We start from the raw sequence: 16,648 nt of genomic DNA on the forward strand, positions 1-16,648 counted from the left end.
ATGACCTTATGAACCTTACAGACCTTATAGACTTTATAGACTTTATAAACCTTATAAACTTTATGAACTTTATGAACTTTAACCCTTGATGTCATGAAAAGATTTATCCTCTACATATTATTTCTCTTCCTCATCGGAAGCCTGTCACCCGTTTCCGCCCAGACGACCAAAGACGACGTTATCATCCAAGCCATGCAGGACGAATTGCAGCGCAACATGGAGCAATTGAGCCTGCCCAAGGTGCAGAAGCCGTTCTTTATCTCGTACGCCACGGGAGTATCCCGCAACTTCGAGATCTCGGCTACCTTAGGTGCGGTTACACGCTCGACGGAAAAACCGGAACACATGGTCGGCTCGGTCAAACTACTACTGGGCGATTACAGGGAAAACAGTGACAGCCGCTACCTCGGCAGGCACACGAGGGTAATCCTGTCCATGGAACCGGATTACGACCTGCTTCGCCAAGATTACTGGCTCGCGACGGATAACGCCTACAAGAACGCCTCCCGCGAGTGGATCACGAAACGAAGTATGCAGAAAAGAAACGTCCAGTCCGGAGAAGAAACACAACTCCCCGATCTACAACAAATACAACCGCAAGAAAAAATCATCACCCCCCAAGTCCCGTTTGTATTCAACCGGGAGCAATGGGAAGAAAACCTTCGGGAATTATCGGCAATCTTTGCCGACTACCCCGAATTGTACAATTCTTCCGTTCAACTGTCGGGCATGGACATGGAAGTCTACCTGACTACCTCCGAGGGAACGGTGGTAAAACAACCCGTGCGGGTGGTTACCCTTCGGGCAGAAGCCACAACCCGCACGGACGACGGGATGCAAATCAAGGACGCTTTCGGGATAACGGCACGCGTACCGAACGAATTGCCCGCGTTGGCGGAATTGAAAACCCGAATCGGGAATTTCGCCGAACAACTCGCGGCTCTGAAAAAGGCGGAAACTATCGACCCGTATTACTGCGGTCCCGTGTTATTCGAAGGAAGTGCCGCCGCATCCATTTTGAGAGAGAATCTATTGAGTCAGGAAGGACTGTTCGCCTACCGGATGCCCCAAGATCCCAGAACAGCGTCCCAGAACAAGGTCAATTCCATAGCCCCCCGCATGGGACTAAAAATCATAGACAACCGCTTGACCGTTAAGAATTACAGCACATTGAGCAAATACAACAACACCCCGTTACACGGAGCCTACGAGATAGATGCCGAAGGCGTGGTACCCCCTCAGGAAGTCACACTGGTTGAAAACGGGATACTGAAAAACCTGTTGAACGGCAGAGTTCCCACGCTCAACTGCGAGAACACTACCGGAAGTTCGCGTTACATCGCTTCCGACCGGGAAATCGCGTACAAAACGGCACCGGGAACCATACACGTGTCGGCAAAAAACGCCGTGAAACCGGAAACACTGAAAAAGAACCTGTTGAAAATAGCCAAGTCGGAAGGTCTGTCCCACGCTTACATCGTGCGGAAAATAGCCGGAAACGCCACCCGCATCTACCGGGTGAATGTAAAAGACGGCAGCGAAACACTGGTACGCACGGGAGAAATCATGCCCATCACCTTGTCTCATTTAAGAAGATTAAACGCTATTTCCAACAAAGAAAATGTCAGCAACTATCTCTTGGACGGAGAAGTCATATCATCAATGATCTACCCGTCGGCACTGTTGCTGGAAGACATCGAAATCAAAAAAGCGGAAGTGAAGAAAGAAAGCGAGCCGGCACTCCGGTTCCCGTTGATATCGGGGCAAACGCGTGTAAACACTTTTTGCCCGGTTCATAAAGTTGAGCTTTCAGCTCCTAAAGTTTATAAAGTTCATAAAGTAACGGGCGTCCTCCGGACAAAGTTTACCGGCAGCTACGCTGTCGTAGAAAAAACGCCTCGCGGAGAGCCATCTACCTTATGAACCTTATAAACTTTATGAACTTTACAAACCTTTAACTCACAGGATTATCCACTTCAAATAATTCAACTAAATTTGCACCATATGCATACACCAATACCCTAATACACAAAACGATACAACAGACAGCTAAAAAGCCGCAAAGACAAAAAATATCGCATCCGGCGATATACCCGATTGACAGTTTTTGACCCAAAAGTTGTACATGTGTGAAAAATTGAGAATAAAAGCAATCCTTGAAGGAGATCAACGAGCCTTCAAGGAGCTGGTTGACGATTATAAAGTGATAATCGTCAACACCTGCTACGCTTTCGTTCACGACAAAGACGATGCCGAGGATCTGGCGCAGGAAGTATTTATCCAAGCCTACGAATCCCTCGACAAATTCCGGGGAGAATGTAAACTCTCCACGTGGCTGTACCGCATTGCCGTGAATAAAGCGATCAATTACAAGAAATCCGTCCGGTACAGGATGAAAAGAATACGTCTTGAAGGGGACAACCCGATGTCCATTCCCTCGAAAGACGAATTGGCACAGGAAAAAATAGAAAAAGAAGAAATCATATCACATCTCCACCAAGCGATCAACAACCTTCCCGAAAGGCAACGCACCGCTCTGGTTTTAAATAAATATGAAGAACGCCCGTACAAAGAGGTCGCCGAAATCATGGGTATTTCCCTCGCTTCCGTCGAATCCCTCCTGTTCAGGGCAAAAAGCTATTTGGAAAAATATTTCAGTAACTATAAAAACGATTTGACATGACAACGGGTAACAAGAACAAGCTATTTTACTGGTTCAACATCATCTTCCTCATGATAAACACCTCTCTTGTGGTCTTCTTGTGGTCGAACACGAGCCAAGAGCAACCGACCGAGAACACGAGCCAAGAACTGAACATGGAGTTTTTAAGAGAGGAACTCGAACTGACCGACGAGCAATACAAGCAACTCATGGGAATGGATCGCCAAGTGCTCAAAAGACACGAAACCGTTCTGAAACTACTATGCCAGAACCGCTACCGTCTTCTGCACGAACTCGCGAAACCCGAGCCCTCCATGGAAGAACTGAACAACACGGCGAGGTCTGTCGGTTTCCTGCACCGGGCATTGAAGAAGCAAACCATCTATCATTTGCTGAACGTGAAGAAGATATGCACCCCGGAGCAATCCAAGAAGCTGAATAAAATCTTTATCGACATTTTAGAGATTGACAAACACTGCCCGGAGTGTAAAACCAAATGCAGCAAAAGCGAGAAAAAAGAAAAATGCCGTCGTTGCACGGGAACTTATCCCTATGACAATCAAGCCGAAGACCGACTCCGACAGCAAGAAAAAGATTCTTTGCTATAAAAAAACGGACATCTAACGCAAGTTATCCCGTACCCCGTTGTCAAATACACAAATACCTAATCTGAAGCGTCATGAAGTGGGAAAATATAATTCAAGAAGATAGAATCAAATCCGTGTCACCCGATTTCACGGAACAAGTGATGAGCCGCCTTGCCGGGTTACGCAAGTACGAGTTCCGATTCAGAAAACGCTACCTCGGGATGAGCATAGCGGCAGGCATCATTATGGGGATGATCATGCTCGGGCTGCAACACCACTTGGGGGAATCACGAGATCGTGACACGATGCTCAAAGAATGGATCGGTCAATACCATCTCGACGACATGAACCTTGAAAAAATGGACATCAATCTGTTTTAACGGAAACCTAATACCAACTTAACCTACAAATACAATTAACTATGAGTCTTTATCGTTTCATTTTTCTATGCTTGTGTATCTTCTTCACAAGCCAACTTCCTGTAACAGCGCAGGAAGCGGAAAAAAAGGTAATATTCGAGGGAACTATCCTCGATTCTAAAACCGGAGAAACCCTTCCGGTCGTGGTTATCCATATCAAAGAACTGAACATGTGGACGACTTCAAACCTCGAAGGCGCCTTCAGTTTCAAGAATATCAAACCGGGAACCTACACGGTTACCGCCTCGTGCCTCGGGTACAAGGATTACGAGATGAAAATGGTGCTCACGAAAAACGTGACCAATTACAAGCTCCGGCTGGAAGAAGTATCCCTCGCCATCTCGGAAGTGACGGTAACCGCCAAATCCGGCGGTAAACTGAACAGTTCCTACTCGATCAACAAAACGGCAATCGAGCACTTGCAAGCCACCAGTTTGACGGACATCATGCAATTGCTGCCGGGAGTATTGACCTTCAATCCCTCGCTGACAAAGATCAACCAGATCACCATCCGCGACTTGCCCCCTATCACCAACGGAACGGCTGTCCCGAACACGACCAACGCGCTGGGTACCGCCATTATCATCGACGGGGCGCAACTGACCAACGACGTCAACATGCAAACCCGCTCATCGGACAACAACGCGTTCTCCACGAGCAGCGAAGGGGGTATCGATACCCGCCAGATCCCGATCAACAATGTCGAATCGATAGAAGTCATCAGCGGTGTAGCCTCCGCCGAATACGGCGATTTGACTTCTGGAGCCGTTATCGTGAGGACGAAAGCGGGACGGGCACCCCTTGAAATCGGTTTCAAAACCGACCCGAACATCAAGCAGGTGAGCGCCACGAAAGGATTCGCCCTCGGCGGCAACAAAGGATTTTTCAACGCTAACATGGACTATTCCTACTCCAACAAAGACAACCGCTCCCCCGCCACCACGTTCAACCGGATCACGCTGGGATTAGGCTATTCCAACACGTTCAACAAAGAACGGACGCCCCTCAGCTTCAACGCCAAATTCAACGGTCACATGACTCTCGACAAGCAAAAAGAAGATCCCGACATGAAACAGGAAAGACTGTACAAAGCGGAAGACAAACAAGCGAGCCTCAACCTGTACGGGAACTGGATGTTGAACAAATCATGGATCACGAACTTGAAATACACGGTAGCCGGATCATACGGGAAACAATACAACTACGAGAAGAAATGGAATTCCGGAAGCATGCAACCCACGACATCCGCCACCGAATCGGGTCCCAACGTGGGGACATTCCTGCCTGCACAATACTTCAGCACCTTTTGGGTGGAAGGAAAACCCTACACGGCACAGGCGAAATTGGTTGCCAACCTGTCCGGTAAATACGGTGCCGTCTACAACAGCGCCCTCGTCGGAGCCGAATGGAGAGTAAAGGGGAACAACGGTGACGGCAAACAATACGGGCAATATCAACCCGCATCCGGACTGCGTCCCCGTTCATTTAAAGACATTCCCGCCATCCACGAGTATTCGTTCTTCGCGGAGAACAAGCTGACCATTCCCTTGAGCAAACAGCAATCTTTCGAACTCTCCACCGGAGTCCGCCTGTCGAACATCAGCGCGGACGCCGCAGATTACGACGTGATGGTCGATCCCCGTTTCAACGGACGACTGGTACTCTACGACCAGAAATGGAAAAAGAGCGGTTTGCAGCACCTCAGCATCCGAGGCGGCTGGGGTATCCAACACAAGATGCCGACCATGTACTACCTCTACCCCGACCCGAGATACACCGACAGAATCGCGTTCCAATACATAAACGGCGACACGACACTGGCAGTGTATCACACGCAGGTCACCCCGACCGATAACCCCGATCTGAAAACCCCAATCAGCCGGAACACGGAATTTGGCGTGGATGTCAACCTTTTCGGCATCAGGGCAAGCATGGTATACTACCGCGAGAACTTGAAAGACGCTTTCAGCACCAGCAAACAAGTGATCCCGTTCCACTGGACACGCTTCAAGAATCTCGACATCGTAACCAAACCGGAATACATCAACGGTGAAATCGTTTATGACGGCGGAAAAACCGTCGAATCCTATCAAGACTCTATATTCATTTCCTACGACAGTCCCAGCAACGGGAACCGCATCAAGAAATGGGGACTCGAGTACACGCTCGACTTCGGTATGATTCCCGCCATCCGCACCTCGCTGATTGCCAACGGAGCCTACCGCTACGAAAAAAGAACAGACCAGAGTCCGCTGATGCGCGATAAATCCACCACCTACTACGACTACGCCGGAATCTATGCAGGCACAGACAACGGGGTGGATAACGGAAGGATAGCACAACGCTTCAACACCAATTTACAGATTATCACGCATATTCCCAAGTTACGTTTCATCGTGAGCCTCACCATGCAATGCGTGTGGGTAGATAATAGTAAACGTACCTTCAGTTACAACGGGAAAAACATGATTTACATGAAAGACGAAGCCGGCAACATCGTCCCCGGTAACCCGAACAAGGATTCGCAACATTACAAGTACATCAACCCGACCCATTACATGGATTTGGCGGGTTATATCCGTGAGTTCACGGACGAACACGCCAAGATGCCCGAATTTCAGAACCTAATCCTCAGCTCCAAGCCGAAATACTTGTTGCAGGATAACTTAGACCCCTATTTCATGATGAATTTGCACTTGACGAAAGAAATCGGGAAACACACCACGTTCTCGTTCTACGTGAACAACTTGACGAACTCATCCCCGAAACGTTATTACCGTTCCACGGGACAATACCAGAGAATGAACTCCGACATCAGCTTCGGCGCAGAACTCAAGTTAAAATTCTAAACTCCGAATACCATGAAAAAATACATATACTCCCTTCTGGCACTATTCTTCATGACAGGCTGCCTTAAAGACGAAAAGATACACACGAGTCTACAACTTAGTCTGGACTTCCCGGAAGAATTTGCCGACATGGACAGGACTCCTATCGTGGTGACTTTACGAAACACGTCGAACGGCGTGCAATACAAGAGCAATTGCGACGCGAACGGTATCGCCTCGTTTAGCGCAGAATACGGTTTCTACGAAGCGAGTTTCCAACACAAACACATTGATAATGAAAGTGGAGTCATCCACATTTTCAACGGGCGTTTCGAGAATATCGTTCTTTCACAAGAAATGGAATCCAAAAACGCCACTCCTTACCCGATGGAGATTATCGCGGCAACTTCTGCCCAATTGATTATCAAAGAATTTTATCACTACGGATGCATCGGCAACGACGGGAAGAATTACACGTATGACACGTACCTGTGCATCTACAACAATTCGAACCAAGTGGCTTACCTCGACAGCATCTGTATCGGAATGGTTACCCCGATGGTAAGCAACTCCCCGAGCAGATTCATGGTAAACGGCAGCCTGCCCGATTTCTTACCATTGGACCAAATGGCTTGGCAATTCCCCGGAACCGGCAAGGATTATCCCCTGCAACCCGGCGAAGAATGTGTCGTCGCTTACTCGGCAATCAATCATAAAGCCCTTCATCCCAATTCCATCGACCTGTCGAAAGCAGACTACGCCTTCTGGACAGAAGAATTTGACATGAGTTCCAGCCAAGTACAAAAACCCGCCATCGGGGTAAAACACATGGAGTGCATTTGGAGAACAAAGAATACGACTAAAGCATTCCCGATCGCCAATACCGCCAAAGCCATGATATTGTTCCGCATAGAAGGACAAAGTGCCGCGGCATACGTGGCAAATCCTGATAATATCACGAAAGCCCCGGATCAACCGACCGGATTGGACTATCTGAAAGTGCCGCAAGAATGGGTACTTGACGGCATCGAATGCGTTACCAGCGCGGAAAGAAACAACAAACGCATACCGACCAGCGTGGATGCCGGCTTCTTCTTTATCGACGGCGGGGCTGCCGGATGCGGATTGGCTGCCATCCGGAAAGTGGAAGAAATCGCGGACGGAAGAATAGTCTATCAAGACACCAATAATTCTTCCTTGGATTTGGAATCCGGAACACCGACATGGAAAAACAGATAAGGTCATAACCCTAAAACGCAAGCATTATGAAATTCAATAAAATATATACCTTAGGTTTAAGCCTTCTCTTAGGCAGCACACTATCGCTCTCTGCCCAGAAAGAGGATAAAAACATCTACAACATGGAGCGTTTGAAAGCTGACAATCCATGGATTAGTTCGTACAATGCCGCCGGATTGACATTCAACCGATTCTCAGACTTCTCGTTAGCCGAAATCGGTTTCCAATACGACAAAGGGGATTTCAGAAACGTGATAGACCCGACGTCAGCCTTCGGCACGAAAATATTGGCAGAATCTTACCGGAAAATCGACAAAGTCTACTTTTACGGGAAATTCGCTTTCGATTATATTCATCGGCAAAACAAATCGTGGTCGAGCGTACTCGATCCCTACGCTACCCCGTTCTTTCTTGCCGACTCCGTACCGGGACGCCAGACTCTCGAATCTTATATTCTGGACGCGGGAGTGGGAACCACGTTTGGCGAACATTGGGCTGTAGGCGGATACGTTCATTATCAAGTAGCTTCCAACTCCAAGAAAAAAGACGTGCGCAACACCAACACGTACATGGAATTTGAAATCTATCCCGGTGTCATGTATAAATCGAAATATTTCAACTTGGGAGCCAACTTCCTCTACCAACGCTCGACAGAGAAAGTGACTAACAAACTTTTCGGGGAAGGAATCAATCACGAAGTATTCTACTTCGAAGGCATGTGGTTCTACACCTCTGTCACCACGACAAACAACTACTCGGAAGACCGTAACTACACGACCAACATTTACGGGGGCGCAGCCCAAGTCGAACTGGCAACCGGGAAAGTGAGATTCTTGAACCAATTCACGGGGAAGAAAGCCGACCAAACCATCTGGATCAATCATGTACAGGGACAAAGAGGCGGACAAATGGAAAGAACCACTTACTCGTACAACGGACACCTCGATATTGACGGGGATAAATTCCATCACGTGATTAAAGGGGAAGCCCATTTCAACGAAACGCAAGGCTTTGAAAATATGCAGAAATCCGAAATCGTGGACGGGTACACCACTTGGACTCAATACGGGAAGAAAAATAAAAACACGCAAGACGCCACCACTTACGACGTGAGCTACACGCTCTACCGGGATCGGGCGATGCTCGATAACTCGTGGAACGCCAGCGTGGGAGTAAAAGGTTTTAGTGTGGAAAACACATACCGCCTTTACCCCGTGGAATATTCCCAGAAATGGGAAAACACGGAAGTGTACGCCGCCTTCAACAAGAACTTCCAATTCAAGAAAGGGATGTTCGACTGCGGTATCGGACTTGCCTACACGGCGGGCGACGGCACGATGCTGAAAGTAAAGAGCGTGTCGGACGAAATCACGGGAGAAGACCTTTACAAACAGCGCACCGACCTGCTGCAACGTGAATTTGATTACATCACGGCAGACAAATTCACGGGCCAACTGAAAGCCCGCTATACCTACTTCCTGAACAAAGAAAAAGGCATGAACCTCTATGCGGACGCCCATGCCACGTGGAAGAGGGCTTTAAGCGGCAGTTTCAAAGACGACGACCGGACAGCGGTCAAAATAATGTTGGGATTTTCATTCTAATAATATAAAACTAAAGAAAAGTCATGAGCAAAATTAAAAAGAATTTATGGAGGCATGTATTACAAATAGGTGTGATTGCCCTCATTGTCGGATTTATCGTGAAAGTATTTTTCGGGGGGAAGCCGGCGGATGTTGAAGCTTACTGCCCGCTAGGCGGACTGGAATCTCTCGCCACCTTCCTGAATTCAAGCACTCTCGCCTGTAGTATGTCTATCGTGCAAATCATGATAGGTATCGTATTGGCTGTCGGAGTCATTCTATTCAGCAAACTGTTTTGCGGGTACGTGTGTCCCCTCGGCACCATCACGGAATGGCTGGGTGTACTGCGCAAGAAAATGAAGATTAAATACGAGATACCCATGGGTTCGGTAGCGGATAAAGTACTGCGGGTATTCAAGTATATCATCCTCTTCTGGATATTCTACATGACTATCACCACAAGCGAACTCTTCTGCAAGAACTTCGACCCCTACTATGCCATGGCAACCGGATTCAGGGGAGAAATCACGGCTTGGATGACCGTTATCTCCATGCTCCTGCTCTTCCTCGGCAGCTTATTTATCAATATGTTCTGGTGTAAATATATTTGCCCGCTGGGAGCGTTGAGCAATATTTTCAAATTTACCCTCACCTTCGCCGTGTTGGTCGTACTCTCCCTTATCGCCGGGGCTATCGGGTTATCCATGCCGTGGGTATGGTTGCTGGGAGTTGCCTGCGTGATATGCTACATCTACGAGATCGTGTACTACGAGAGCAAGGTATTCCCCTTGTTGCGCATCACGAAAGACGAAACGACGTGTACCAATTGCGGCGCTTGCAGCCGGAAATGCCCGCAACAAATTGACGTGAAGAACATGAAAGTGGTCAAACACGTGGATTGCACCCTGTGCGGGGAATGTATCGCTTCCTGCCCGGAGAAATCACTGAATATCAATCGCCGTTCCGGCTTGCGCTGGGTTCCGGCAATTCTGGTTGTCGTCTTGTTCTTCCTCGCCTTGTGGATGTCCCAACATTGGGAATTACCGACCATCGACGAGCGTTGGGGAGATGAAGCAAAAATCGAACGCCTCGAATCCTTCGAACGGGACGGAATGCGCACGGTGAAATGTTTCGGAAGTTCGAAAGCATTCGCGAACAAGATGCGCACCGTGCCGGGAGTTTACGGGGTAACCACATACGTGAACCGCTTCGCCGTCGTGATTCATTACGACCCGACCGAAACCACGAAAGAGAAAGTCGAGGAAAGCATGTTCACCCCGACAAAACGCAAACTGAACACGCCCCCGGCAAACGTGCAGCAATTGAAAGTTGTCACCATGGAAGTGGATAAACTTTTCGACCGGATGGATATAACTTTCTTGGGCAACATCATCAAAGAAAAAGAAGGATTCTACGGTATCGTATCCGAATACGGCTGTCCGGTGAAAGTAATATTGTACATGGACGTGAACAAACCCGTTGATAAAAAAGAACTGCAAGGAATCGTGGAAACCCGCAAATTCGAAATGCCGGTTCACGGGGGCGGGGTCAAAGAAATCACTTGTAACTACGAGTTGACTAGCGTATCCGATCAAGTAGACACGATAGGACGCCAAGAATTTTTGGATTACATGTTCCCAAAAACATCTTCCGCGTTCAAAGGCAACAAGGATAAATATGACGCGAACGTCGCCACCGCCGTTTACGAAATGGACTACCCCGGCATCGACAAACCGTTGATTCAACGGCAACTTCCTTACTTGGGCAGCTTCCTTTCCAACAATCCCGGTATCCTTGCTTACGAAACAGCACTCCGCGGCGATATGTCCGTCATCCGGATTACCTACGTGAAAGATGTCCTTGACGACGAAAAGATATGGGAATATCTCCAATCTCCCCAATGGACAATTCACTTTAAAGACGGCACCGTGAAAGATATGGATCCTACCCTCAGTTTCAAACAACAGGGAAAGACCGTAGAATGATTCTGTGATTGTCGATTAAATAGAGGTGTGTTTTGACACACCTCTAGTCCATAAAGTTTATAAAGTCCGTGATTAATAACGTGATGATATCCAATATGTATTCATGGATTACTTGTACATTTGACCTTACGACCTTATGGACTTTCTGACTTTATGGACGAGAGGGCGTGTCAAAACACACCTCCTATTACATTTTTCTCAAACCATTAAAATTATCACCATGTCACCAATACGTCAGATTAAAAGTCTGTTACTCGTCTTATGCCTTGCCTTCCCCACTCTTTCGTTCGCGGACGAGGGGATGTGGCTCGTGCAACTCATGGCACAGACCAACTACAAGGCAATGAAATCCCACGGGCTGAAACTGAAAGCCTCGCAGATATACAACGAGGAACAACCCTCGATAAAAGACGCCATCGTCGCCATCGACTACGGCACCTGCACGGGAAGCATGATCTCCCGACAGGGACTGATGATTACCAATCATCATTGCGCCTACAACGATATTCAAAAACTAAGTTCCCTCGAACACGATTACCTGCGGAACGGTTTTTGGGCAAAGAGCCAATCGGAAGAAATCCCCCTGCCCGGCAAAGTGGTTTTATTCCTCGACCGGGTGATTGACGTCACTGACGAGTACCGAGAAGAACTGAAAAAACACGCGCCGGAAAGAGAATACCCCATCTATTCCATGCGAAAAGTAAACTTCATGCTTGAGAAACGTTATGCCAAAGAAGGCTACGAGGTATCCTGCAACGCAATCATGAAAGGCGATAAATATTACCTTTACTTCTACCGCATATTCAAAGATGTACGTCTGGTATTCGCTCCCCCCACGTGCTTCGGGGCTTTCGGGAAAGACACGGACAACTGGACATGGCCCCAGCACAAGGGTGATTTCACCATGTACCGCGTGTACGGGGACAAAGACGGCAACCCGGCAGAGTACTCCCCGGCAAACACCCCCATCACCCCCCGTTATGTACTGCCCGTATCCATGAAAGGAGTGAAAGAAGGGGATTACGCCATGATCATGGGCTACCCGTACACCACCTCCCGCTACACGCCCTCGTGGGGAGTTAGCGAAAAAATCGGACGTTCCAATCCCGCCATGATTAAGGTAAGAACCAAAAAACTCGACATCCTTAACGAGGCGATGAACGCTGATCCTGAAGTCAATATCAAGTACGCCTACAAAGCATTCTCCATCAGCAACCCGTGGAAATTCACCATCGGGGAAAGCGAATACGTGAAACGCTACCAAGTGGCAGCCTTGAAAGCAGAAGAGGAACAACGCCTTGACCGCTGGATTAAAGCCGCTCCCGACCGTCTGGCACGCTACGGCAACCTGCTGGAAGAACTGAAAAACACGTACGACATCACCGCCCCCTACATCTCGTCGGACGTCTACTACAAGGAAGCCATTGTCAACGGTGCCGACATCATGCGTCTTGCTATGCGGGTACGGGGGTTGGAGTCTTCCATGCTCCGGGAGAAGGTCACCACACTCGACCCGAAAAGCACACAATGCGAGGGTTTCCGGGATTATTGCGAGAAATACTTCAAAGACTACGACGAGGCGACGGACAAAAAAGTATTCGCTGCCCTCTTCCCGCTCTACGTGAAGAACGTGAACCCGGAACATTTACCCGCGGAAGTCACGAACCTCGTGCAGGAGTACAACGGCGACTACACCCGGCTGACGGATTCACTTTACGCCCGCTCTTTCTTGGCAAACCAAGAGCGCCTGTACGCAGCATTGGAGAACTTCAATCTCGAACTGTTGGCAAACGATCCGGTGTACTCGCTCTCCCGAATCACGCGGGAAACGAATCAAAATCTACGGGACGGCATCCGGGACAACGAGAAAAAAAATGCTTACTTACGCACACTCTACACGAGAGCCCTGCTCGAAATGAACCGGGATAAAACTCTTCCCCCGGATGCCAACTCCACCATGCGCATCACGTACGGCAACATCGGCGGCTATTCGCCAAAAGACGGAGTCACCTATTCTTACCGTGCCTCTATCAACGGCTACAATGAAAAATACGTGAAAGACGATCCGGAATTTGACCTGACACCCGAAGTCTTGGCAGCCATCCGCACGGGAAATTGGGGACGTTACGCCGATAAAGACGGCAAACTATACACGAGTTTCGCCTGCAACTTGGACATCACGGGAGGCAACTCCGGCAGCCCCGTCCTGAACGCGAAAGGCGAAATCATCGGTCTTGCCTACGACGGCAATTGGGAATCCATGGCAGGCGACCTGTATTTTCATCCCGACTACAATAAAAGTATCTGCGTGGATATCCGCTTCGTTCTCTGGATTTTAGACAATTATGCCGGGGCAACAAATATACTGAAAGAAATTTCCATTGTTGAATAATAAAAAATTACTATATTTGTATTTGTCAAGGAGTGAGTAATCTTGATACGAAAAGCACACTACGATTATTTAATGTTTTTAATCAATCGGTCACTGAAGCACGCACCAAAAAAAGTGATCTTAGTTTGATTCCTTGACATAGCGACCTCGCGACGAGGTCGCTTTCTTTTTACTAACAAAACAATATCAATCATCAAAAAAGGAGGTTATCCCGAAAGGGACAACCTCCTCATCTTATAAAATAAGCATAAAATGCTAATTACTTTTTCTTCATTTCTTCCAACACGGATATCAAACCTTCATAATGCACTCTATCAGCACGGTTCGCTGATGCTAACTTACCCTTCAACAAAGTAACAACCCGTTTCAACATAGCTTGATTATACCCGAAACTATTGTTAATAGCATCAATTTCCACCTCACCTTGGAAAGGCGAAGCTCCCTGTCCAAACTGCACGGGCAACCCTTCAGGTGCCAAAACGTTCATTCCGAATTCTTCCTCAATATTCTGGGAATGACTATGTAGCACCTCCATCAATCCTTTAGGACACAACTCGTAAGCCTCAATTTCTGCCAAAGATGGATTCAAACTTTGAATTCCTTTATTACTTAGGTACTTAGTAGAGATAGCAGCCATATTCTTGAAAATATTTTCTTGAATTATTCTATCTGCTGCAGTTAATTTTCTTCCCTGAATCGTGGGAGCAAATACGCCGGCATACAAATCGTCGTAGAATTCACCAATTGTATAAGGATTTTTCTCTTTTGAAACATGAGAAGACAAAATTACATGTCCTCCTTTAGCAACGATAGCCTTACTAATTCCGGCAACAATCTTTGCAGACGGATATACAGCCAATCCCGTTTGATTGATTAATTCGGGAAGATTAATCCAGTCGCTATTTCTCAATTCTTTAATCACCCATGCCAACGCTTCCTTTTGTTTTGCATGCGGCACAGATACCACAGCCTCACCAGCCGTACCATCTTTCACTTGTGTCAAATGCACACCACCAACCTGATACAGCACATTCAACAAATAACGCGTATACTGCGACTGAATAGCTTTGTAAAGTTGCATTCTATGAGTGTAATCCACATCATCTTCAATCCACTCGTTCAAATGGCTCAAGATATATTTCAAATTCTTGATCCCGTAGGTACTTGCTTTCAACGGATCATCACCCAAATCTTCTTCCAATGCACTCGGGTCGATACGAAACATCAATTGCTGACGACCGTAACGATAAAGAGGATCTCCAGCCTTCTCGTCAAGCCATTTTTGTGTAATCTCGGCTTCCTCCCACATATCCTTCGCTTCCGGAACAGGAGAATACAACCACTTAATCACGTAATAATCATACACACCAAGTTCGGGAGGTGTCAATTTCACTCCTTTATCTCCCGGTTGCGCTACATAATTGAAACGAGCGTAATCCATGATAGAAGAAGTTGTCCCGTATTTTTGAGTGAAAGAAGCGGAACGTAACGAATCCACCGGAATTGAAGCAGAAGCTGACATATTGTGCATCAACCCCAAAGTATGCCCGATCTCGTGAGAAATGACATAAACGATAGACTCATCAAGAACATCTTTCGGCATCTTAGAGGCACGAACGCGAGGATCAAGTTGTGCGGTTTGAACAAAACGCCAGTTATTAATCAACTCTACAATATTATTGTATACAATCACGGAAGCATTAATAATCTCTCCGGTTGTCGGGTCTACCCACGACGGTCCCATGGCATTTGCCACTGCATTCGGGCAATAACGGATACACGTGTATTTCAAGTTATCCGGATCGAAATTAGGATCATCCTTCGGGAAATCTTTTGCAACCATCACGTTTTTGAAACCTATCTTCTCGAAAGCCTTATTCCAGATCAAAATTCCCTCTTTAATCGGACCTTTCCACTCGTCAGGAAAAACATCATCCACGTACCACACGATCGGCTTCACTGGTTCAACAAGCTCTCCGCGCTTCCAAGCCTCCATATCTTTGGGTTCCAAACGCCAACGGTTCGACAAGATATAAGAATCAAATCCGTCTTTTTGTTGAGATATTTTCCGAATAGGCAACTGCATCCTATCACTTGCCGAATTCACCGTGAAAAAAACTCCGACACGGGAATCCTGAACACGAGGTCTCATTTTAGCCTCCGGCAACAAAAGGAAAGTAATCACCGAACGAGTTGACACCTGTCCAAAATCTATTTTGCCAAATAATGATACGATATAAGCCTCTACCGGCTGAGAAACTTCCACAGATGCATTATCTTCAAATGCTTTTATACCTTCAAAAGAAAATTTACTTGAAACTGGAGATGAAGTTATCATTCCACCGCTAACTTTCGGGGCAAGTTCTTTATTCTCCTTTATAAAGGAAGTCACGTCAATTACCACGGCTGAACTATCCGCGTTATACGAATGAATCGAGAACGATTTTGCCGGTATATCGATATAATTCTTTTCCATGGCTTTCTTTATCCAAGGTTTATCTTCTCCCGCGGTAGCCGCCAAATTGGGTTTATTGAAAACAATTGCAGAATCTTTTTTAATCACGCGATAGAGCTTAGGATCATTGTATTTATACCCCACGTTAAGTAATGAAGGCTCCGAAGTGGCGGACACGGTTCCTCCCACTAATATTTCACGATTCACATATTTCAAAGGATACTCCAGATAAATCTTCTGTCCCACTTTGTGAATCGTCAAAAAATCACCTTTCGCGGTAACGATTCCCGGGCTTTTCATCAAAGTTTCGTATTTATTCTTCTTCTTGACAACAGGTAGTTTCACCTCCTCTGTTGCTTCTTTTTTCTTCTTTTTTTTGAACAACTCCCCTGCATAACTCTCTCCCGCGGAAGGAATAAGCAAGGACAGTAACATTGCTAATACAAAACAATTTTTCATTTTTAAAAATTTAAAATTAAACACTGTGATAACATAAAA

At 47.0% G+C, this 16,648-nt stretch carries 10 protein-coding genes; 9 read left to right on the forward strand and 1 reads right to left on the reverse strand.

Features of this window, described 5'->3' with window-relative positions:
* The first annotated feature begins 93 nt into the window (after window positions 1–93).
* The 9 genes from CS948_RS03980 to CS948_RS04020 all read left to right on the forward strand — a co-directional run bounded on the left by CS948_RS03980 (window position 94) and on the right by CS948_RS04020 (window position 13,695).
* Window positions 94–1,923 carry a metallopeptidase TldD-related protein gene (locus CS948_RS03980; RefSeq protein ID WP_255301849.1) on the forward strand — a complete coding sequence of 610 codons (1,830 nt, stop codon included), beginning with the start codon at window positions 94–96 and terminating at the stop codon, window positions 1,921–1,923.
* 202 nt (window positions 1,924–2,125) lie between these two features.
* Window positions 2,126–2,683 carry an RNA polymerase sigma factor gene (locus tag CS948_RS03985; protein ID WP_099290470.1) on the forward strand — a complete coding sequence of 186 codons (558 nt, stop codon included), beginning with the start codon at window positions 2,126–2,128 and terminating at the stop codon, window positions 2,681–2,683.
* Complete coding sequence (locus CS948_RS03990; RefSeq protein ID WP_099290471.1) at window positions 2,680–3,270, forward strand: Spy/CpxP family protein refolding chaperone; 591 nt, start codon at window positions 2,680–2,682, stop codon at window positions 3,268–3,270. Before CS948_RS03985 ends, CS948_RS03990 begins: the two co-directional genes overlap by 4 nt.
* 71 nt (window positions 3,271–3,341) lie before the next feature.
* Window positions 3,342–3,629 carry a hypothetical protein gene (locus CS948_RS03995; protein ID WP_099290472.1) on the forward strand — a complete coding sequence of 96 codons (288 nt, stop codon included), beginning with the start codon at window positions 3,342–3,344 and terminating at the stop codon, window positions 3,627–3,629.
* Between the two features lie 41 nt (window positions 3,630–3,670).
* Complete coding sequence (locus CS948_RS04000; protein ID WP_099290473.1) at window positions 3,671–6,517, forward strand: TonB-dependent receptor; 2,847 nt, start codon at window positions 3,671–3,673, stop codon at window positions 6,515–6,517.
* Between the two features lie 12 nt (window positions 6,518–6,529).
* The gene (locus CS948_RS04005) at window positions 6,530–7,735 is read left to right on the forward strand and encodes a DUF4876 domain-containing protein (RefSeq protein ID WP_099290474.1); all 1,206 of its coding nucleotides are present in this window, start codon (window positions 6,530–6,532) and stop codon (window positions 7,733–7,735) included.
* A 26-nt stretch (window positions 7,736–7,761) separates the two neighbouring features.
* On the forward strand, window positions 7,762–9,339 hold the full coding sequence (locus CS948_RS04010) for a DUF6850 family outer membrane beta-barrel protein (RefSeq protein ID WP_141560878.1): 1,578 nt from the start codon (window positions 7,762–7,764) through the stop codon (window positions 9,337–9,339).
* Between the two features lie 23 nt (window positions 9,340–9,362).
* Window positions 9,363–11,303, forward strand: a complete 1,941-nt coding sequence (locus CS948_RS04015; RefSeq protein WP_099290476.1) for a 4Fe-4S binding protein — start codon at window positions 9,363–9,365, stop codon at window positions 11,301–11,303.
* A 220-nt stretch (window positions 11,304–11,523) separates the two neighbouring features.
* Window positions 11,524–13,695 (forward strand): S46 family peptidase, encoded by a 2,172-nt coding sequence (locus CS948_RS04020; RefSeq protein WP_099290477.1) that lies wholly within the window; start codon window positions 11,524–11,526, stop codon window positions 13,693–13,695.
* 259 nt (window positions 13,696–13,954) lie between these two features.
* Here CS948_RS04020 and CS948_RS04025 read toward each other — a convergent pair whose 3' ends face one another.
* The gene (locus CS948_RS04025; protein ID WP_099290478.1) at window positions 13,955–16,609 is read right to left on the reverse strand and encodes a zinc-dependent metalloprotease; all 2,655 of its coding nucleotides are present in this window, start codon (window positions 16,607–16,609) and stop codon (window positions 13,955–13,957) included.
* Between the last annotated feature and the right edge of the window lie 39 nt (window positions 16,610–16,648).

The organism is Butyricimonas sp. Marseille-P3923 (genome assembly GCF_900184685.1).
Classification (GTDB): Bacteria; Bacteroidota; Bacteroidia; order Bacteroidales; family Marinifilaceae; genus Butyricimonas; species Butyricimonas muris.